This window comes from Streptomyces sp. NPDC093071, assembly GCF_044754545.1.
Lineage (GTDB): Bacteria > Actinomycetota > Actinomycetes > Streptomycetales > Streptomycetaceae > Streptomyces.
This window is the reverse complement of record NZ_JBIVPH010000004.1, coordinates 71961-90026: the sequence shown is the minus strand read 5'-3', so window position 1 is coordinate 90026 and position 18066 is coordinate 71961. Positions and strand designations below refer to the sequence as shown.

At 72.6% G+C, this 18066-nt stretch carries 21 protein-coding genes; 13 read left to right on the top strand and 8 right to left on the bottom strand.

Going from position 1 to position 18066, the window contains the following annotated elements:
- Position 1: 1 nt before the first annotated feature.
- From ACIQD7_RS17290 to ACIQD7_RS17270, 5 genes are all read left to right on the top strand, one after another.
- Positions 2 to 691 (top strand): LuxR C-terminal-related transcriptional regulator, encoded by a 690-nt coding sequence (locus ACIQD7_RS17290; protein ID WP_402442495.1) that lies wholly within the window; start codon positions 2 to 4, stop codon positions 689 to 691.
- 96 nt (positions 692 to 787) lie between these two features.
- Positions 788 to 997 carry a Flp family type IVb pilin gene (locus ACIQD7_RS17285; protein ID WP_402442493.1) on the top strand — a complete coding sequence of 70 codons (210 nt, stop codon included), beginning with the start codon at positions 788 to 790 and terminating at the stop codon, positions 995 to 997.
- Entirely contained in the window at positions 994 to 1692 is a 699-nt protein-coding gene (locus tag ACIQD7_RS17280; RefSeq protein ID WP_402442491.1) for a pilus assembly protein TadG-related protein, read from the top strand. Before ACIQD7_RS17285 ends, ACIQD7_RS17280 begins: the two co-directional genes overlap by 4 nt.
- Before the next feature lie 14 nt (positions 1693 to 1706).
- Positions 1707 to 2279 carry a hypothetical protein gene (locus ACIQD7_RS17275; protein ID WP_402442489.1) on the top strand — a complete coding sequence of 191 codons (573 nt, stop codon included), beginning with the start codon at positions 1707 to 1709 and terminating at the stop codon, positions 2277 to 2279.
- 9 nt (positions 2280 to 2288) lie between these two features.
- Positions 2289 to 2909, top strand: coding sequence for an OmpA family protein (locus ACIQD7_RS17270; RefSeq protein ID WP_402442487.1), 621 nt, complete (start codon positions 2289 to 2291; stop codon positions 2907 to 2909).
- An 11-nt stretch (positions 2910 to 2920) separates the two neighbouring features.
- Here the strand turns inward: ACIQD7_RS17270 and ACIQD7_RS17265 are convergent, their stop codons facing one another.
- The 5 genes from ACIQD7_RS17265 to ACIQD7_RS17245 all read right to left on the bottom strand — a co-directional run bounded on the left by ACIQD7_RS17265 (position 2921) and on the right by ACIQD7_RS17245 (position 7030).
- Positions 2921 to 3703: a hypothetical protein gene (locus ACIQD7_RS17265; RefSeq protein ID WP_402442485.1), complete on the bottom strand. Its 783-nt coding sequence runs from the start codon at positions 3701 to 3703 to the stop codon at positions 2921 to 2923.
- 258 nt (positions 3704 to 3961) lie between these two features.
- Positions 3962 to 4414 (bottom strand): tetratricopeptide repeat protein, encoded by a 453-nt coding sequence (locus ACIQD7_RS17260; protein ID WP_402442483.1) that lies wholly within the window; start codon positions 4412 to 4414, stop codon positions 3962 to 3964.
- Between the two features lie 12 nt (positions 4415 to 4426).
- Complete coding sequence (locus ACIQD7_RS17255; RefSeq protein ID WP_402442481.1) at positions 4427 to 5503, bottom strand: AAA family ATPase; 1077 nt, start codon at positions 5501 to 5503, stop codon at positions 4427 to 4429.
- A gap of 66 nt (positions 5504 to 5569) precedes the next feature.
- Complete coding sequence (locus ACIQD7_RS17250; RefSeq protein WP_402442478.1) at positions 5570 to 6028, bottom strand: hypothetical protein; 459 nt, start codon at positions 6026 to 6028, stop codon at positions 5570 to 5572.
- Positions 6029 to 6151: 123 nt separating this feature from the next.
- Positions 6152 to 7030: a hypothetical protein gene (locus tag ACIQD7_RS17245; protein ID WP_402442477.1), complete on the bottom strand. Its 879-nt coding sequence runs from the start codon at positions 7028 to 7030 to the stop codon at positions 6152 to 6154.
- Positions 7031 to 7277: 247 nt separating this feature from the next.
- On the opposite strand from ACIQD7_RS17245, the gene ACIQD7_RS17240 reads away from it, so the two are divergent.
- The 4 genes from ACIQD7_RS17240 (at position 7278) to ACIQD7_RS17225 (ending at position 10028) form a co-directional block, all read left to right on the top strand.
- On the top strand, positions 7278 to 7652 hold the full coding sequence (locus tag ACIQD7_RS17240) for a hypothetical protein (RefSeq protein ID WP_402442476.1): 375 nt from the start codon (positions 7278 to 7280) through the stop codon (positions 7650 to 7652).
- 117 nt (positions 7653 to 7769) lie between these two features.
- Positions 7770 to 8330: a hypothetical protein gene (locus tag ACIQD7_RS17235; RefSeq protein ID WP_402442474.1), complete on the top strand. Its 561-nt coding sequence runs from the start codon at positions 7770 to 7772 to the stop codon at positions 8328 to 8330.
- Positions 8331 to 8423: 93 nt separating this feature from the next.
- A complete protein-coding gene (locus ACIQD7_RS17230) occupies positions 8424 to 8846 on the top strand; it encodes a hypothetical protein (protein WP_402442472.1) in 423 nt (140 codons plus the stop codon).
- A gap of 63 nt (positions 8847 to 8909) precedes the next feature.
- The gene (locus tag ACIQD7_RS17225; protein WP_402442471.1) at positions 8910 to 10028 is read left to right on the top strand and encodes a hypothetical protein; all 1119 of its coding nucleotides are present in this window, start codon (positions 8910 to 8912) and stop codon (positions 10026 to 10028) included.
- On the opposite strand, the gene ACIQD7_RS17220 is transcribed toward ACIQD7_RS17225, so the two are convergent.
- Entirely contained in the window at positions 10000 to 10407 is a 408-nt protein-coding gene (locus ACIQD7_RS17220) for a DUF192 domain-containing protein (protein ID WP_402442469.1), read from the bottom strand. The genes ACIQD7_RS17225 and ACIQD7_RS17220 overlap by 29 nt on opposite strands.
- Positions 10408 to 10610: 203 nt before the next feature.
- Here ACIQD7_RS17220 and ACIQD7_RS17215 point away from each other — a divergent pair, with 203 nt between their 5' ends.
- Positions 10611 to 11348 (top strand): prepilin peptidase, encoded by a 738-nt coding sequence (locus ACIQD7_RS17215; protein WP_390755043.1) that lies wholly within the window; start codon positions 10611 to 10613, stop codon positions 11346 to 11348.
- Positions 11349 to 11624: 276 nt separating this feature from the next.
- Here the strand turns inward: ACIQD7_RS17215 and mgrA are convergent, their stop codons facing one another.
- Positions 11625 to 12662 carry an L-glyceraldehyde 3-phosphate reductase gene (gene mgrA / locus ACIQD7_RS17210; RefSeq protein WP_402442466.1) on the bottom strand — a complete coding sequence of 346 codons (1038 nt, stop codon included), beginning with the start codon at positions 12660 to 12662 and terminating at the stop codon, positions 11625 to 11627.
- Between the two features lie 126 nt (positions 12663 to 12788).
- Between mgrA and ACIQD7_RS17205 the strand changes: the two genes are divergently transcribed.
- The 3 genes from ACIQD7_RS17205 to ACIQD7_RS17195 all read left to right on the top strand — a co-directional run bounded on the left by ACIQD7_RS17205 (position 12789) and on the right by ACIQD7_RS17195 (position 16273).
- Positions 12789 to 13550, top strand: coding sequence for an isoprenyl transferase (locus ACIQD7_RS17205; protein ID WP_121831547.1), 762 nt, complete (start codon positions 12789 to 12791; stop codon positions 13548 to 13550).
- 294 nt (positions 13551 to 13844) lie between these two features.
- Positions 13845 to 15170, top strand: coding sequence for a PhoH family protein (locus ACIQD7_RS17200; RefSeq protein ID WP_402442464.1), 1326 nt, complete (start codon positions 13845 to 13847; stop codon positions 15168 to 15170).
- Between the two features lie 356 nt (positions 15171 to 15526).
- Entirely contained in the window at positions 15527 to 16273 is a 747-nt protein-coding gene (locus ACIQD7_RS17195; protein WP_121831548.1) for a transglycosylase SLT domain-containing protein, read from the top strand.
- A gap of 162 nt (positions 16274 to 16435) precedes the next feature.
- Here the strand turns inward: ACIQD7_RS17195 and ACIQD7_RS17190 are convergent, their stop codons facing one another.
- Positions 16436 to 17692, bottom strand: coding sequence for a hypothetical protein (locus ACIQD7_RS17190; protein ID WP_402442462.1), 1257 nt, complete (start codon positions 17690 to 17692; stop codon positions 16436 to 16438).
- Between the last annotated feature and the right edge of the window lie 374 nt (positions 17693 to 18066).

The window sequence follows — 18066 nt, the reverse complement described above, 5'->3', positions numbered from 1 at the left end:
GATGCCGACGCTCCTCACGGTCCTGGTGGTGGACGGCGACCCGGTCGTACGGGCGGGCCTGCGCGCGCTCCTCGGCGGCCGGCCCGGCTTCGAGGTCGTCGCGGAGGCGGCGGACGACCGCGAGGCCCTCCGGGAGACCCTCCGCGTCCGCCCCCACGTGGTCCTCCTCGACGGCCTGACGGCCCTCCCGCGCCTCGCCCGCCTGTCCCGCGTCCTGATGCTCACCCACAGCCGGGAGCCGGAGACCGTGGAGGAGGCGCTGCGCCGGGGCGCGGGCGGCTACCTGGTGCACGGCGAGTTCACGACGGAGGAGCTGGTGAGCGCGGTCAGGGACGTGGGGGAGGGGAGGGCGCGGTTCACGGCGACGGCGTCGGGGGTCCTGCTGAGGTCACTGCGTGCGACGCGTGCGACTGCACACGGGGTGATGCCGCCAACTGCCAAAAACCGGCCTTTCTTCGAGAACCCCTCTTCGCAAGTGCAACCCGATCTGCCACAGTGTGGACTGAGTGCGAGGGAGGCGGAGGTGATGGACCTGATCGCCACGGGTCTGAACAACCGGCAGATCGCCGCGGCCTGTTTCATTACGGAGAAGACGGTCAAGAACCACATCAACCGAATCTTCGCCAAACTCCACACCAACACCCGCGCCGAGGCCATAGCCTCCTGGCTGGGCACGAGGTCCCTCCCATGACCCGACCTGACGAATGGGCCCCGGGACCCTGTGCCCCCACGGCTCCATCGGCATACCGTGCCGGAGCGCAGGCGTCTGAACGCGGAGGGGACCACGATGAACGACGCGATGCTGAAGGCTCTGATCAAGGCCAGGCTGGAATTGACCACTCGCGTGCTGTCCAGGGACCGGGGGCAGACGGCGGTGGAGTACCTGGGGATCATTGTGGTGGTGGTGGCGATTGTGGTGGCGATCACCGGTACGGACATCGGGCAGTCGATCAAGACGGCGATCACGGACAAGATCGCCGATCTGATCGGCGGTTGACGGCCGGCTCTCGAAGCGATTCCGGACAGGCGTTCCCTGTCTACATCGCAGCCATAGCAGGCCTTTTGTTCCTGGCTTTCGTCTATTTCGTGGTCGGGCAGGCCGCCACCACGCGAAACGGTGCCCAGACCGCTGCGGACGCGGCGGCACTCGCGGCTGCCCAGGACGCCCGGGAGCAGCTGCGTGAGGGATGGCTTGAGGTGATTCTCGACCCCACGCAGTGGGACAGGTTCCTCGAGGGCGAGGAGTACACCGAGTCCTCCGCGTGTCAGCAGGCAGCCGTCTTCGCCGCCAGGAATGGGGCGACCCTCGAGGGTGGCACATGCGATCGCCTTGCCGGGGAGGACGAGGGTTTCAGCGTCACGGTGCGTACGACAGGAACTGTCGGCCGTTCCCTCATCCCGGGAACGGAGTCGCAACATGCCACCGCGTCCGCGAAGGCTGTGATCGAGCCGAAGTGCAGGTTCTTGCCCCCGGAGCCCTCGGAACCACCGGAGCCTTCGGAACCTCCGGAGTCACCGGCCCCTGAGGAACCGGGTGAGGAGCCGACAGAGGAGCCGACTGAGGATCCGGAACCAGAGCCGATCACCGGGCTCACCTGTGATGAAGAAGCCTGGACGATCGACCCCGACGACCCGGAACTCCCCAGTGTCACCGACCTTTTCACCGTTCGACTGACCGGCGACGACGAGTAAAGGAAGCGCGCTTCATGAACGTTCGGTATGCACGAAGAGGGCTGGCCTCCCTCGCGGTCGCATCAGTGGCCCTCCTCGTAGTCGGCTGTGGGGCCGAGGAGAAGACGAAGGCGGACAAGCCGGCAGCGACGGCCACCTCTTCTCAGAAGCCCCGAACGGGCCAAGAACAGCCGAGTGCCGAGGAGCCGGCGGAAGAGCTGGCCACCCTCAGGGGGCGCAAGGGGCTGGAACTCGTCATCAACTCGCTGGAGCGGGACGCGGGCGGCTTCCTCACCATAAAGGGGCGGCTCAGCAACACCGGGGGCTCCGGGACTTCCGTTCCCGCTCAGGTCAGTGGTGACGAGACAGAGGTCATGAAGCACGGAACCTCTTTGGGCGGCGCCACGCTCGTCGATTCCGTGGGGAAGAAGAGGTACTACGTACTCCGGGACACCGATGGGCGCCCGCTGACCACATCAGGCCTCGGCATTCTTTCGGCCGACGACTCGGTCGAGGTCTTCCTCCAGTTCCCCGCGCCCCCCACCTCCACCACCGAAGTCTCCTTCCAACTCCCCACCTTCGAACCCGCCACCCTCAAGCTCTCCTGAGGCGACGCCATGACGACGACACACCGCCGCCTCGCCGCAATCGCCCTCGTCTCCGCGGTCCTGTGGCCCGCCGCGCCCCTCGCCCACGCCGACGACCCGCCCGGCTCCGCCGGCAGCGCCTCCCCCGTGCCCGTCATCGACGAGACCGCGCCGGGGCTGATGCTGCCCGACGGCGCCGTCCTCGCGCCCCCGAAGGTCCTCGACATCAAGCAGATCGTCGAGGAGGAGGGCGGGGCGCAGCGCCGGCAGGACACCAACGTGGACGTGACGTTCGCGCTCCAGGCCGAGGTCCTGTTCCCCAAGGACAGCGCCAAGCTCGGAGCCGCCGCCACCAGCCGGATCGCCGCGATCGCCGCCGAGATCGACAAGCAGGGCTCCGGCCGCGTCCGGATCTTCGGCTTCACCGACAACCTCGGCACGTACGAACACGGCCTGAAGCTCTCGAAGCAGCGCGCCGTCGCCGTCCAGCAGGTGCTCGCCCGGAGCCTGGGCCCCGGCACCACCTTCGACATCCGCGGCTACAGCGAGGACTACCCGATCGCCGACAACGCCACCGAAGAGGGCCGCAAGAAGAACCGGCGGGTCGAGATCTCCTTCCCCCGCACCACCCCGCCGCCCGCCACCCCCTGACCGGCGCGGCTCTAGCCGCGCGACGCCTCCAGGCGCCCCCGCACGGCGGCCGCCCGGTTCCGCACCTCCGCGGCCGGGAGGCCGCGGGGCCCGGGGACCACGGGACGTTCGCCCCGGCAGGCCCCGCAGTCGCCGTCCACGAGCGCGTCCGCGTACCCCGGCGCCCCGCAGGTGCCGCATTCGAGGATCCGGAGCGGGGCGGGGTCGCGCCGGACGGGGAGGGGCGGCAGCTTGTCGCCGAGCCGACGCCGCACGAGGCCCGCGGGGTGGTGGACGGACCGGGGCAGACCGGTGGTGAGGGCCCGCAGGACGTCCTCCTCCCCGGCGTCCCGGTCGAACCACTCCTCCACCAGCGGGACGAGCGCCCGGCACTCGGCGTGGGACAGGGACAGAACGGAGTTCGTACGGCCGAGCGCGGCGAGCAGCACGTAGGCCCGGGAACGCTTCGGCGCCCGCGCCTCCCGGGGGACGTCGCCCTGCTGGAAGGCGGCCCACCAGACGCTGTCGCGCGGCGTACGGGTGAACCACGTACGGGTGATCCACCGCCCGCCCAGGCACTCGCGGCCCCGCCGCAGGTGACCGGCGCGCTGGATGCGGTTGAGGGAGGTCCGGAGGGCGCACTGCCCGTACGGCAGGTGCTTGGCCAGCGTCTTCACCGAGATGTCGCTGCCTTCGGGCAGCCGGTCGATGTACGCGGCGACGGCGGCCTCACGGGCCGGAAGGTGCGCGAAGTCCTGACGCCCACGCGCTTCCTGCTGCGGCGCGGAACGCTTTCCGTACCCCGGGCTGGCCATGGGGTGGAGGGCATCACTAAAATCGGCGTCAGCCATGAGGATCGGTTCCTTTGCGAGTGTTCGATCTTGATGGTGAGACCCCCGCGAGGTGTTGCTGCACCTTGATGGGGGTCGTCTGTTTTCACACTTCTGCCGCTCACGCTAGAGGCATATGACACTGCGTGGCAAGTCGACGACGCTCCGTCAACACAGGGGGTGGGTGGGCGGGTTCATCCAGACCCGACCCCCTTCCGTAGAAGAGCGCCCGAACCCCGAAACTTAAGCTTCGGGCCCACCAGCCGGCTTCCGCCGGAACCAGCGCCGCCATCCCCGCCGCGTCTCGGCCAGGGTCATGTCGAGGGCTTGCTGAGCTTGGTCCTTGCCGTACTGGTCGTTCAACTCGTCCAATATGGAGATGGCTTGGGTGTGAGCGCGAACGGCCTCGTCGAAGCGCCGTACCTCTTGGAGGGCGGTGCCGAGGTTGATGAGGGCTACGCCTTCGCCGTGGCGGTTGCCGAGTTCGCGGCAGATGCCTACGGCTTGGGTGTGGGCCTGGATAGCGTCGTCGAATCGTCGCACTTCGCAGAGGGCGGAGCCGAGGCCGTCGAGCACGGTGCCTTCGGCATGGCGATCGCCGAGTGCACGGGCGACGGCGAGGGCGCGCTCGTTGATGCTCAGGGCGTCATGGAAGTGACGTCCCTGGTGCAAGTAGATGTTCAGAGCTCCGGACATGCGCAGGGCGATTCATGGGCGCGCCAGCGGCCGGAGCGGGGTGGCTGTTCGTTGATCAGACCGGCGCGGGCGAGGGCAGCCAGGCCGGTGCGGGTCTCCCGTTCCTCCTGACCGGTTCAGTACGGCGGCTGCCTTGGTGGACAGATCGGGGCCCGGGTTCAGGGACAGCAGACGGAACAGCCGGGCTTCCTGGGGCTTGAGACGCCGGTAGGACAGGTCGAAGGCCGCCCGGACGGCCAGGGAACGCCCGTCGCCGTCCTCGTGCTGGAGCCGCTTCAGGCGGGTGCGGGCGTCCGCGAGGTCGTCGGCCAGGGCGGTGATCGGGAGGCCGGGGTCGTCGGTCAGCAGTGCGGCGGCGATCGTCAGGGCCAGGGGGAGACGGCCGCAGTATTCGGCCACTCGCTCCAGGGCCCCGGCCTCCTCCCCGGCGCGGGGGTCGCCGGGGCTGACCCGGGCCAGAGCGACGGCGATCAGCTCGGTGGCCGACTCGGTGTCGAGTTCGTCCAGGGAGACGAGTCGGGCCGGGAAGTCGGGTGCGGACAACGCGTCGCGCGAGGTGGCGAGGAGCCGGTGGGCGGGATGCGCGGGTACGAGGTGACGCAGCTGGCCCGGGGAAGACGCGTCGTCGGCGACGATCAGGACCGCCCCGTGCCTCTCGGCGCGCCGGTTCAGCTCCGACCGGTACAGGCCCGCCTGCTCCTCGACCGTCGGCGGCAGGTCCTCGTCGCGTACGCCGAGCGCCCGCAGCAGGGACTCCAGGGCCTGTTCGGGGCCGACCGCGCCGGCCGGGTCGTAGCCGCGCAGGTGTACGTAGAGCGTGCCGCCGGGGAAGCGGCCCCGCTCGACGGCCCGGTGCGCCGCGTGCAGGGCCAGGACGGTCTTGCCGACCCCGGGGAGGCCGGTCACCACCGTCGTGCCCGCCCCGTCGGGCGCCAGGGCGGCGAGGAGCGTGTCGGTCCGCTCCTTCCGGCCGGTCAGCGCCCCGTCGGGTGGCAGGGAGGCCGTGGCCTGGGGGCGGGGCCGGAGCCCCAGAAGTGCTGGTCCCGGCCCGCCTGATGGACCTGGCCGTGGTCGGACGCATGGGCCCACTGCCGGACGCCGCCGTACGGGTCCTGTCCGTCCGGCTCCCCGGAGCCGTACCGCTCGCCCAACGCCTCAGGGCCCCTGGACCGGCTGGTCGCCGCCGGTCTGTGCGATGTTCCCGCGGCCGGACGCCTTCGCGCGCTGTTCCAGCCGCTCGGCGCCGCCGCCCGTCTGGGAGACGGTCGCGTCGTCGGAGGCCTCGGCGTGCTGGTCGACCCGGGAGGGGGTGCCTGCGGCGGGTGGCGGGCCGCCCGCCTGGGTGACCCGGGCGTTCTCGGAGGCCGTCGCCTCCTGCGTCACCGTACGGAGGGGCGGCGGCGGGCTCGGCGGCTGTTCCCGCGAGGCCCACCAGATGCCCACCGCCAGCACCGCCCCGGCCGTCACCGTGCCGAAGGCGAGGGCCGTGTCGAGCCGGGGGCCCTCGCCCTGGGGCAGCCACCCCCACGACACCGCCCGCACCACCCACACGCACACCCCGAACGTGGCGGCTGCCGCCACCACGGTCACCAGCCACCGCATCGCGCGAGTCATCCCCGTCCCCCTCCACGAGATCCTTCCGCCCGGTCGCGTCACGGGCCGCTCCCCTGGTCCCGGACGGAGGCCGTGCCCGTCACGCCGTACACCGGATCGGGACGACCGGCACGCGCAGCGCGTTCAGCCGCGCGGCTTCCACAGGGTGACCAGGAGGCCGATCTGCGTGGGCGGTTCCCCGATCTCGCCGGAGTCGCCCCCGATGAAGCCGGTGATCACGACCCGGGCGATGTTGCCCTTGTCGGTCACGACGCAGAGGACGGTCTTCGCGGGAAGGTCCCACTCGTGCATCTTGACCTCGGTGAAGCCGCCGACCCGGGCCGCCCCGGCGCAGTCCCCGGCCTTCTCCGAGGGGTCCGTGGGCTGGAGCTGGGCGGCGTTGCGGCCGTTCTGCAGGGTGAGGAAGCCGTTGAAGTAATGCCGGTACGTCAGATCGGCCTCCACCGGGGTCCCGGACTCGTCGGCCTTCTCCTTCAGGGCCGTCCACTCGTCCTCGGTGTACCGGCGGGTGCCCGGCGCGTCGAAGTCGATGGAGCCGAGGTCGGAACCGGGAGGCAGGCCCAGGGCCATGGTCTGCTTGTCGTAGAAGACCTCGTACGACTCGCTCGCCGGCGGCGCGGAGTCGGAGTCGGCGTCGGCCGACGGGTCCCCGGACTCCCCGGACGCCCGGGGCGTCGGGGACGGCCCGTCCGAGGAGACCTGCGAAGGGGGCTCCGAGGCGGTGGTCGGCGCGGTGGACGGCCGTACGGACGACTGCGCGGACGGCTTGGCGTCCGACGGATCGTCACCCCGGTCCGTGAGGGCCGCGGTCAGGACGGCGCCCCCCAGCGAGAAGACGCCGGCGATGACCGCGCCGATGATCGTGATGCGGACGCCCTCGCTCTGCCGGGCGAACCAGCCCCGCCGCCGGGGCGGTCGCGGGGGAGGCGGCGGGAACGGGCCCATGGGCGCACCGGGGCCCGGCTGCGGGTGGCTGCTCGGAGGCGGGGGAGCCGTGGACACCGGAAGACCTTTTCCTCTCGGCCACTGAAGGTGGTGTTCGAACGTGGTCAACGGACCTTACCGTGAGCCCCGTTGCCGTCACCCGGCCATATGTGCGGCGACCAGCCCCGCCTCCATTCGTACGCGCGTCCGACTCCGCACGAAAGGGGGACACCAGGGGCCTTCTGAGGAAAACCTCGCGAAAGTCATTCCCGGGAAAGTGCAAAAGGGGCGGGACGCGGTCGCCGGACAGGAGCATTCTGGACGGATGACGCCGACGCCGAGCGTGACGCCGAGTGTGCAGTTGGTCAGTGACCTCGTCGCCCGGATCCCCGAGTTCCGCGAGGCCTACGAGACCCATCTGCTCCACCAGGGCGGCGTGTTGCCGCACGTGTTCTTCTGGTCCGTCGTCCAGGACACCGTCCGCTCCTTCCTCGGCGAGGACCCGGCCGCCCCCGACTGGCGCCGCACCCTCGCCTTCCTGGAGGAGGAGAGCCGGCGCGGCGTCCTCGGCGTCGACGAGGTCATCGTCACCTCCTTCCTGGCCGACCTGCCCTCCCCGCACGAGCCGGGCCACGCGATCGTCCACCGGCTCGGCCCCGTCATGGCCGGCAAGTTCGCCCGCATGAGACCCCGAGGCTGATCCGCGCGACCCCCGCCCCGAACCTCAACCTCCTTGTTCGGCGCACCCGTTGGGTATCGTTCTGCGGATACGCCGGGGGGCTACGCCTTCCGGCGCGAACCGGGGGGTGGCGGAAGCGTGCTGAGCGACGAGGACGTCCTGGCAGCCGTGCGGCGCAGTGTCCAGGAGCGCGGCGAGACCGGCCAGGTGCTTCCGGAGGAGGCCGACATCGGCCGGCACCTGCTGATCGAAGGGGAGATCCTGCGCTCCGTCGAGACCCGCACGGAGGAGGAGCGGTTCCACCAGGGCTTCATAGACCTGTCGGACCGGCCCGTGTACCGCTCCGGCCTCGACTGGCACCGCATACCGCCGCCCGAGGACCCCGGGGCCGAGACGACCCTGTTCCTGGTGCGGCGCGGTTCGGTGGACGACCGGGCCTGCGACTGCGGCAACGGCACGGTGGCCTGCGAACGCTGCAAGGCGACCGGTGAGCTGTCGTGCCCCCCTGCCAAGGCCTGCGGCGACTGCCAGGGCGTCGCCGCCTGCCTGTGGTGCGACGGCACCGGCCGCCGCAGCCGTCCGTCGCGTGACCGGGTGGGCGCGGGACAGGTGGGAAGGGAGGGGCGCGTCACCTGCGGCCAGTGCGGCACCAGGGAAGCGGCGTGCGCCGGATGCGGCGGGCGCGGCAGGACCACCTGAGCCCGCTGCGGCGGATCGGGGTCCCGGGCCTGCCCCGACTGCGACCGGGCGGGCACCGTCCCCCACCTGCGCTGCGGTGGCACCGCGAGGACCGTGACGTGGACCGAGGGGGTCATCACCAGGCGCCCGGTCGTCGAGAAGGTCAAGGTCTCCACCCCCGTCCTGCCGTACGGGGCGTGGCGGAGCGCCCGCGCGCACGGGGACTGGACCGACGTCCGCGTCGTCGGCGAACGCGCCTCCCTGGCGCGCGACGTCGACACGCGCGTGGCCGCGATCCTGGAGCCGCGGCTCCTCCCGTGCGAGGACGAGGTGGGCCGCCGGGTCACCCTGCGCCATCTGTCCCTGGCCCGCGTCACCCTCGCCTCGCACCCCCACCGGGTGTACTTCGTCGTCCCCGCGCCCGGCGGGCCGCCGCACGTCGCCGTGTGGCCCTCCGAGAAGCGGGCCCGGCTGATCGGCGCCGTCGCGCTGGCGGCCCTGGTGGCCCTCGTCGTGGTGTGGCGCCTCCTGGCCTGACCCGGGCGGGAACGGAGCACCCACCTGGGCCTCCGCGTCCCGGCCGCCGGGATAATCGCCCCCATGCCCCCGCCCCGTCCCACCTGCCCCGCCCATCCCACCCGCCCCCTCCTCCTCGCCCTAGGCGGCTACGCCGCCACCCGTGTCATCGGCCTCGTCGTCCTCGCGGTCGCCGCCGCCGCGACCGGTGAGGACGGGCTGCACCGGCTCAAGGGGCGCTGGGACTCCGTCTGGTACGTGCGGATCGCCGAGCACGGGTACGGGTACGAGGTCACCCTCCCGAACGGCGACGTCCACTCCGACCTGGCCTTCTTCCCGCTCCTCCCGGCCCTGGAGCGCGGCCTGTCCGCCGTGCTGCCGCTCGACGCGGCCGGTGCCGGACTCCTCGTCTCCTGGACGGCGGGGCTCGCCGCCGCCTGGGGCGTCTTCCGGTGCGGCGCCCACGCCTTCGGGCCGAGGACCGGGGTCCTGCTGGCCGTCCTGTGGGGCGTGTACCCGACCGCGTTCGTCCAGTCCATGGCGTACACGGAGACCCTCTTCACCGCCCTCGCCGCCTGGTCCCTGTACGCGGTCCTGCGCGACCGCTGGATCCTCGCCGGCCTCCTCTGCGTCGCCGCCGGGCTCACCCGGCCCACCGCCGCCGCCCTGATCGCCGCGCTCGGGATCACCGCCCTCGCCGCCCTCGTACGGGACCGCCGCCTGCCCGCCCGCACGGTGGCCGGCGTGCTGATCGCCCCCCTGGGCTGGCTCGGGTACGTCGTGTACGTGGGCATACGGGAGGACAGCCCCACCGCCTACTTCGAGGTCCAGGCCGCCTGGGGCAACTCCATCGACGGCGGCCTCGCGCTCGCCCGGTTCGTCGCGGGCCTGCCCTGGCCCGCCGCCCTCGGCCTGACCGCCGCGCTCGCCCTGCTCGCCTGGCTCGTCGTCCTCTGCGTGCGGCAGCGGCAGCCGCTGCCCCTGCTCGTCTACACGATCGGCGTCGTCCTGGTCTCCCTCGTCGGCGCCGCGTACTTCGGCTCCCGGCCGCGCCTGATGATGCCCGCGTTCGGGCTGCTGCTCCCGCCCGCCGCCGCCCTCGCGCGGCTCCGGACCCGCGCCGCCGTCCCGGTCCTGGCCGGACTCGCCCTCGCCTCCGCCGCGTACGGCGCCTTCACCCTCCTGGGGTCGGGGCCTCCGTAAGGCCCGGGGAGTGTCCGGTCTCCACGCGCACGCGTACCCCCGCCCGTACCCCCCATCCCGCCATCGCGCCCGCCTCCGCCTCCAGGACGTGCCGGCCGCGCGGCCGGACCATGCCCAGCCGTCCCGGCCGCATCGTGACCACGGACAGGACCCGGAACGAGCGGTCCAGGTACGCCACGTCGATCGCGAACCGCATCCCGAAGGTGTGCACGCTGTTCGTCCGGACGATCAGCAGCGCCCCCGCGACCCCGTCCCGCCCGAGCAGCCCCCGCCGCCGCGCCCGGTACGACGCGGCCACCTCCAGCGGAACCTCCAGCGAAACCTCCGCCAGTTCCCCCGGCACCACCAGCGACCCCGCCCCGTCCGTCCATTTCCCCATGCACCAGACCGTAGCCCCCTCCTCTCTCCTAGGGGGTGTCTCGCCGATCGTGCCGGGCTCGCGGGGTCCGGTGCCGCACCTCGCCGCGTTGTCGTCACTCGCCATGACTCCGTCATGCCTCCCTCCTCCGCCTTGCGATGCACGGCACCGGACCCCGCTCCCTGATCCGGCCCGATCGGCGAGACACCCCCTAGGGTCTGCCCGTGGACGTCTTGCTGCTGATCACCGTCGCCGCCCTGTGGGGCGCCGCCGCCGGGCTGCTCGTCCCGCGGGCCGCCCACCGGCTCGCTGTGGAGCCGGAGGAGCCCTGGCGGGACCGCTGTCCCGCCGGGCACGTGCTCGTGGGGCCCGCGCGCGGCTGGCTCGGCGGGCCCGGCCGGGGGGAGTGCGCCACCGCCGCCCCGGTCGCCGCGCCCCTGCTCACCGCCCTGGTCTGCGCCGCGCTCGCCGCCGCCACCGGCACGCCCCGGCCCGAGCTGGCCGTCTGGCTGCTCGCCGCCCCCTTCGCCGTCCTCCTCGCCTGCGTCGACGCCCGCGTCCACCGGCTGCCGGACGGACTGACCCTGCCGCTCGCCGCCGCTCTGCCGCTGCTCCTCGGGGCCGCCGCCCTCCTGCCGTACGACGCCGGTTCCTGGCTCCACGCGCTGCTCGGCGCGCTCGCCCTCGGCGGCGGCTACCTGGTGCTCTTCCTGGTGAACCCCAGCGGCCTCGGCTTCGGCGACGTGAAGCTGGCGCTCCCGCTGGGCGCGGCCCTCGGCTGGTACGGCTGGGGGATCCTCTTCGCCGGGGCGTTCGCGGGCTTCCTGCTCGGCGCGGTGTACGGCCTCGGTCTGGTCCTGCTGCGGCGGGCCGGCCGCTCCTCGGCGATCCCCTTCGGGCCCTTCATGCTCGCGGGCGGGCTGCTCGGCCTCCTCCTCGGCGCGTTCACCGCCGTGCCCTGACGGCTCCCCGGAGACCCCCGCGTCAACGTCGCGCCCCCGCCCCCGCGTCCCCCCTGGGAGGGACGGAACCCCGCCGCCACGCCGGGGCGTAAACCCGCCACGGGGCCCCACAGCCCTTGTCCCGCACGGGATCCGGGGGATTCCGTGCGGGACATCGGGCGGAGGTGGCGCGCGGGACGACTATCGAAGGGTTATGGTGGAAACCCCCCCTCGGGCCGGTCCGTATCCCCCCCACGGACCGGCCCGTTTTCTTTCCGGCGCGAGCCCCGAGCCGCGTCAGCCCCGGCCGGCCCAGATGTTCGCGCCCGCCGTGTCCACCGCGAACGAGTCGATCTCCGTCAGCTCCTCGTCCGTCAGCGGAGCGCCGGCCAGCGCGGCCACGTTCTCCTCCAGCTGGGCGACGCTGGACGCGCCGATCAGCGCCGACGTCATCCGCGGGTCCCGCAGCACCCACGCCAGCGCCAGCTGCGCCAGGGACTGGCCCCGCCGCTCCGCGATGTCCGCGAGGCCCCGCAGGCGCCGCAGCACCTCGTCGGAGAGCAGGTTCGGGTCGAGGGACTTGCCCTGGGTGGCCCGCGAGCCCTCCGGGATGCCCTTCAGGTACTTGTTGGTGAGCAGGCCCTGCGCCAGCGGCACGAAGGAGATGCAGCCCATGCCGGCCGCCTCCAGGGTGTCGAGGAGCCGGTCCTCCTCGGTCCAGCGGTTGATCATCGAGTACGAGGGCTGGTGGATCAGGGCCGGGACGCCCATCTCCTTCAGGATCCGCGCGGCCTCGGCGGTCTGCTCGCTCGTGTAGGAGGAGACGCCGACGTACAGCGCCTTGCCCTGCTGGACGGCGGAGGCCAGGGCCCCCATCGTCTCCTCCAGCGGGGTCTCCGGGTCGAAGCGGTGCGAGTAGAAGATGTCGACGTGGTCGAGGCCCATCCGGTCCAGGGAGGCGTCGAGCGAGGACAGCAGGTACTTGCGGGAGCCCCACTCGCCGTACGGCCCGGGGTGCATCAGATAGCCGGCCTTGGTCGAGATGACCAGTTCGTTCCGGTAGGGGGCGAAGTCCTGGGAGAAGAGCTTGCCGAAGTTCAGCTCGGCCGAGCCGGGCGGCGGCCCGTAGTTGTTCGCCAGGTCGAAGTGGGTGACGCCCAGGTCGAAGGCGCGGCGCAGGATCGCGCGCTGCGAGTCCAGCGCGCGGTCGTCGCCGAAGTTGTGCCAGAGGCCGAGCGAGACCGCCGGGAGCTTGAGGCCGCTGCGGCCCGTGCGGCGGTACTCCATGGTGTCGTAACGGTCCGCGGAAGCGCGGTACGGGGAGGAATCAGTCACGTATCTCTGCTTATCACGGACTTGTGACCGTCCCGGGCTGGGAGCCCGCAGCCCCCGCGCAGTAGTGTGGCCGCCTGCGGACCGCCGATGCCTGGGGTCCGTCGCTGCACAGAGGGGTAAAGAACGGTGAACCTGCGCGACCTGGTGTACGGGCTCTACGCACGCCGGGTGGAGGGCCGTCTCGACCACGCCCAGGTGCCCAAGCACATCGGGGTCATCCTCGACGGGAACCGGCGCTGGGCCAAGGCGTCCGGCGGGACCCCCGAGCAGGGACACAAGGCCGGTGCGGACAAGATCCAGGAGCTGCTCGGCTGGTGCGCCGAGACCGACGTCGAGGTCGTCACGCTCTGGATGCTCTCCACGGACAACCTGAACCGGCCCGAGGAGCAGCTCGTCCCGCTGCTCGGCATCATCGAGAACGCCGTGCGCGCGCTGGCCTCCGACGGCCGCTGGCGGGTCCACCACGTCGGCACCATGGACCTGCTGCCCGCCCGCACCCAGTCCGTCCTGAAGGAGGCCCAGGAGGCCACCCGGGGCAACACGGGGATACTCGTGAACGTCGCCGTGGGCTACGGCGGCCGCCAGGAGATCGCCGACGCGGTCCGCTCGCTGCTCCTGGAGCACGCCGAGCGGGGCACGAGCTTCGAGGAGCTCGCCGAGATCGTCGACGTCGAGCACATCTCCGAGCACCTCTACACGCGCGGCCAGCCCGACCCGGACCTGGTGATCCGCACCAGCGGCGAGCAGCGGCTCTCCGGGTTCATGCTGTGGCAGAGCGCCCACTCCGAGTACTACTTCTGCGAGGTCCACTGGCCGGCCTTCCGCAAGGTCGACTTCCTGCGGGCGCTGCGCGACTACGCCGCCCGGCACCGGCGCTACGGCACCTGAGGCGCCCCCGGCACCGCGGCCGGAACCGATCACCTCGTGTTCACGAACACGTCGTCATATGCCCTGGCATGGCGGGGCTCGTTCGAGGGCATATCCCTGGTGAAGTGAGCGGCACGGAGTCCGCCACCCGGGAGGCCCCTTGCACCAGGACGACCGTGCGGGACACGCACGGGAGAAGCGGAGGGCCGTGGTTCGGCCCGCGCATCGTGGCCTGAACCCGGTCCCATCCCGCAGCGACACCGGTTCCGTCGCGCCCCGACCTCGCAAGGGTCTTCAGAGGGGGTCTGTCCTTCCGTGGTGACCAGCACGAAGCGCCGCCTTTCCGACCGGCGCACCTATGTTCTCGACACCAGCGTCCTGCTGGCCGACCCCAACGCCGTGTCCCGTTTCGAGGAGCACGAGGTGGTGCTCCCGATCGTCGTGGTCACGGAGCTGGAGGCCAAGCGGCACCATCCGGAGCTCGGCTACTTCGCCCGGCAGGCCCTGCGCCTGCTCGACGACTTCCGGGTCCGGTACGGACGCCTCGACGCCCCCCTCCCCATCGGGGACCTGGGCGGCACCCTGCGTGTCGAACTCAACCATTCCGACCCCGGCGTCCTGCCCGCCGGCTACCGGTTGGGGGACAACGACTCACGGATCCTCGCGGTCGCGCGGAACCTCCAGGCCGAGGGGTACGACGTCACGGTCGTCTCCAAGGACCTGCCGCTGCGCATCAAGGCCTCCTCGGTCGGGCTCCTCGCCGAGGAGTACCGGGCCGAGCTCGCCATCACGGACGCCAACGGCTGGACCGGGATGTCCGAGCTCGGACTCTCCGCCGACCAGGTGGACCTGCTCTACGACCAGGAGACGCTGTACGTGCCGGAGGCCGCCGAGCTCCCGGTGCACACGGGCCTGGTGCTCCAGTCCGAGCGCGGCAAGGCGCTCGGCCGGATCACCGCCGAGGGGAACGTGCGGCTCGTCCGGGGCGACCGGGAGGCCTTCGGGCTGCGCGGCCGCAGCGCCGAGCAGCGGATCGCGCTCGATCTGCTCCTCGACCCGGACGTCGGCATCATCTCCATGGGCGGCCGGGCCGGCACCGGCAAGTCCGCGCTCGCGCTCTGCGCGGGCCTGGAGGCGGTCCTGGAGCGCCGCCAGCACCAGAAGGTGATGGTGTTCCGTCCGCTGTACGCGGTCGGCGGCCAGGAGCTCGGCTACCTGCCGGGCAGCGAGGCCGAGAAGATGAGCCCGTGGGCGCAGGCCGTCTTCGACACGCTGTCCTCGGTCGCGAGCCGCGAGGTCGTCGAGGAGGTGCTCGGCCGGGGGATGCTGGAGGTCCTGCCGCTCACCCACATCCGGGGCCGCTCCCTCCACGACGCGTTCGTCATCGTGGACGAGGCCCAGTCCCTGGAGCGGAACGTCCTGCTGACCGTTCTGTCCCGGATCGGGGCGAATTCACGGGTGGTGCTCACCCATGACGTCGCCCAGCGCGACAACCTCCGGGTGGGCCGGTACGACGGAGTCGTCGCCGTCATCGAGAAACTGAAGGGGCATCCGCTCTTCGCCCACGTCACCCTCACCCGTTCCGAGCGCTCCCCGATCGCCGCGCTGGTGACGGAGATGCTGGAGGACGTTCAGATCTGACCGTTTCGTACCTTTCTGTATCGGTACGGAAGTTGACGCCGCCCGGCGAAGCGCAGGAGCTTAGCCGGGCGGCGTCGCCATGTCCGCCACATCCGCCAAAACACCTGCCCCATTCGCGATGTGAGCTTTCACACGCAACACAGAATTGCCTTGCGGCATCGCCGTCCGGCAAAGTCTTGCTTCCGTCAGGCCCCGCATACGGCACCCGTGCACCCTCGGGAGCACACACCGCACAACTCAACAGCCGTCCGCCGTATGCCGCCCACAGCACCACGGGCCCGTGTCTCCTGTGACCCCGTACGTCGGAGACCAGTGCCAGGGGCAAGATTTCGCCCGTGTGGTCACCTGTGCGGGCGATGCTGGAAGGAAACCGTGTGAGCCGGATCTCGGTCCGGGGATTCGCGGTGGCTTCGGCCACTGCGGTCACCACCGTCGGCGCCGTCGTCGGCGTCGCCTCGGGCAACGCCGCGCAGCCCGCCGAGGACAACTTCGAGGCCGCTGCCGCCGACACCACGCTGCTCGCGGACATTCCCGCGGGCGAGCAGGCGCAGGTGCAGGTCTCGTCCCTCGCGGAGCAGGCCTCCGTCCAGGCCGCCGCGGCCGACTCGGCCGCGAAGAAGTCCGCCGAGGAAGCGGCCCGCATCCGCGCCGCCAAGGACGCCGAGGCCAAGAAGGACGCGGCCGACAAGGCGGCGGCCGAGGCCGAGGCGAAGGCCAAGGCGGAGAAGGAGCGCAAGGCCAAGGAGGAGGCGGAGCGCGCCAGCCGTTCCTCGGCCCGCGACATCTCGTCCTTCGCCGCCCAGGGCTCGTACACCATCGCCGAGGTCAAGGCGATCGCCCGCCAGATCGTGCCGGCCTCGCAGTTCCAGTGCTTCAGCAACATCGTGGACCACGAGTCCAGCTGGAACTACCGCGCGACCAACCCGTCCTCGGGCGCCTACGGTCTCGTGCAGGCGCTGCCGGGCACCAAGATGTCCTCGGCCGGCGCCGACTGGCGGACCAACCCCGCCACCCAGATCAAGTGGGGCCTCAACTACATGGACAGCCGCTACGGCAGCCCGTGCGGTGCCTGGTCCTTCTGGCAGGCCAACCACTGGTACTAGAAAAACCGCTCCGCGACCCGCCCCCGTGCGGGTCGCGGACCGCGCACGGCACGGATGCCGGGCGCTCCGGCACGGCCGCGTCCCGTACGCGGCCCGTCCGGGGCGCCCGGCTCCGTCGTTTCCGCGCCGGGTCCGGGCGGGCGCGCCGCCGGTGACCTCCCGTCAGGGACGCCCTCCCCCGTAGAGGCCGATCCGCTCGATGGACCGGATCAGCCGGTAGTCCTCCTCGACCGCGCGGGCGGCGCCGGTCAGCACGAGTTCACCGGGTGACGAGGCGCGGTCGAGGGTCTTGCGCAGCGGGCGGCCCGGCCGCGCGAACCGGATGACGTGGGCGAGGGTCGGCAGGGCCGCGATGGTCCGCAGCAGGGCGGCGTCGAGCGCGCAGCCGTCGGCGGGGGCCGCCAGGGAGACCCGCATCACGGCCCGTTCCCCGCTCGCCGAGGCCCGGCCGAGGCCCTCGGTCGTCGCCGCCCGGGCCGCCGCGGCGATGTGGCTGACCGAGGGGGAGTAGTCGTCGGCCGGGGACGGCTGCGCGAAGGCGCGCGCCGACAGCAGGACCGGCCCGCGCCGCTCGCACCACGCGATCCGGAGCCGGGCGGCGCCGTGGACGATCCCGAGGACGGGCAGGACCCGCAGGGCGTAGGGGGCCAGCGCGCGGAAGAGCGGCGCGCGGTGGTCGAGCAGTTCGGAGCGGTCGTGCACCTGCGTGCCCGTCCGCCTCTCGGCCCAGATCGCGGACACCAGGTGCTCGCCGGGCGCGGTGCCGCTGACGGTCTGGACGAGGTACTGCGGGCCCGGAACGCGCTCCTGGACCACCACTTCGCCCGATCCGGTCTGGTACCGGGCGGCCCGGTGCGCCCGGCACCAGGCCGCCGCGATCTCCTCCGGCGTGGAGCAGACGGCGGGCCGCGCCGTCACCGAACTGTCGGCCGCCGCGACGACGTAGGACGGGAAGCGGACCATCTCGGCCCACCGCAGGGCGTCCGTCACGTCGGTGGAGTACACCGAAGGGACCGAGGCGATCCCCGAATCGCCCAGCGCGGCGGCCTGGATCGCCCGGTTGGTCCGGACGAACGTCGTGCCGGGGTCGTTCCCCGGGAGGCCGAGGAGCTGGGAGAGGCGGTCGGCGAGCTCCACCCCCAGACCGCTGCCGGCGACCACCCGGTCGACGCCCCGGCCCGCGAGCTTCCGGACCGTGCGCCGCATCCCGGTGTGCGCGACGGTGCCGGAGCGGTCGGGGGCGTCCGCGGCGCGGTGGGCGGCGGGCCGCTCGTGGTCCGGCAGGGTGACGGTGACGCACTCCCAGCCGAGGCGGGAGTACTCGCGGAGGTGGCCGTCGTCGTCCCCGTACGGCGCGACGACGGCGACGGTGCCGGGAACGGGCCGGCGGGCGGAGGGGGCGTCCGGTGCGCGAGACATGACTGGGCTCCCTCGGGCGGGCAGGGGGCCGGCCGGACCGGGCCGCGACCAGGAGCGCTGGTGTCCGGGGCGGTGGCCGAGAGCCGTTCCCGGGCGGCGCGGTCGCACCGCGCCGGCCGCGGAGCACCCCTGCGGTTCGGGTCGATCTTCGTACGGGCGGCGCGGACCCGGACCGATCGCCGGCGGCCGCGGACCGGCGACGCCGCGTCCCGTCCGGACGGACCCCCCGCGCCCGTCCCGCCGGAACCCCGCGTGCCGGCCCGCGCGCCGCCGCGCGAGGTCACCATGCGAAGTCCCCGGAGGGACAAGCACGTTCACCGATCCTGCTGCACGCGCCCGGCGGTGTCAACAATTGTGAACTTCCTGGCCGGAGT

Coding starts and splice junctions, on each gene's coding strand:
- ACIQD7_RS17290 (WP_402442495.1), top strand. CDS start 2: ATGCCGACGCTCCTCACGGTCCTGGTGGTGGACGGCGACCCGGTCGTA.
- ACIQD7_RS17285 (WP_402442493.1), top strand. CDS start 788: ATGAACGACGCGATGCTGAAGGCTCTGATCAAGGCCAGGCTGGAATTG.
- ACIQD7_RS17275 (WP_402442489.1), top strand. CDS start 1,707: ATGAACGTTCGGTATGCACGAAGAGGGCTGGCCTCCCTCGCGGTCGCA.
- ACIQD7_RS17270 (WP_402442487.1), top strand. CDS start 2,289: ATGACGACGACACACCGCCGCCTCGCCGCAATCGCCCTCGTCTCCGCG.
- ACIQD7_RS17265 (WP_402442485.1), bottom strand. CDS start 3,703: ATGGCCAGCCCGGGGTACGGAAAGCGTTCCGCGCCGCAGCAGGAAGCG.
- ACIQD7_RS17260 (WP_402442483.1), bottom strand. CDS start 4,414: ATGTCCGGAGCTCTGAACATCTACTTGCACCAGGGACGTCACTTCCAT.
- ACIQD7_RS17250 (WP_402442478.1), bottom strand. CDS start 6,028: ATGACTCGCGCGATGCGGTGGCTGGTGACCGTGGTGGCGGCAGCCGCC.
- ACIQD7_RS17240 (WP_402442476.1), top strand. CDS start 7,278: ATGACGCCGACGCCGAGCGTGACGCCGAGTGTGCAGTTGGTCAGTGAC.
- ACIQD7_RS17225 (WP_402442471.1), top strand. CDS start 8,910: ATGCCCCCGCCCCGTCCCACCTGCCCCGCCCATCCCACCCGCCCCCTC.
- ACIQD7_RS17220 (WP_402442469.1), bottom strand. CDS start 10,407: ATGGGGAAATGGACGGACGGGGCGGGGTCGCTGGTGGTGCCGGGGGAA.
- ACIQD7_RS17195 (WP_121831548.1), top strand. CDS start 15,527: ATGCTGGAAGGAAACCGTGTGAGCCGGATCTCGGTCCGGGGATTCGCG.
- ACIQD7_RS17190 (WP_402442462.1), bottom strand. CDS start 17,692: ATGTCTCGCGCACCGGACGCCCCCTCCGCCCGCCGGCCCGTTCCCGGC.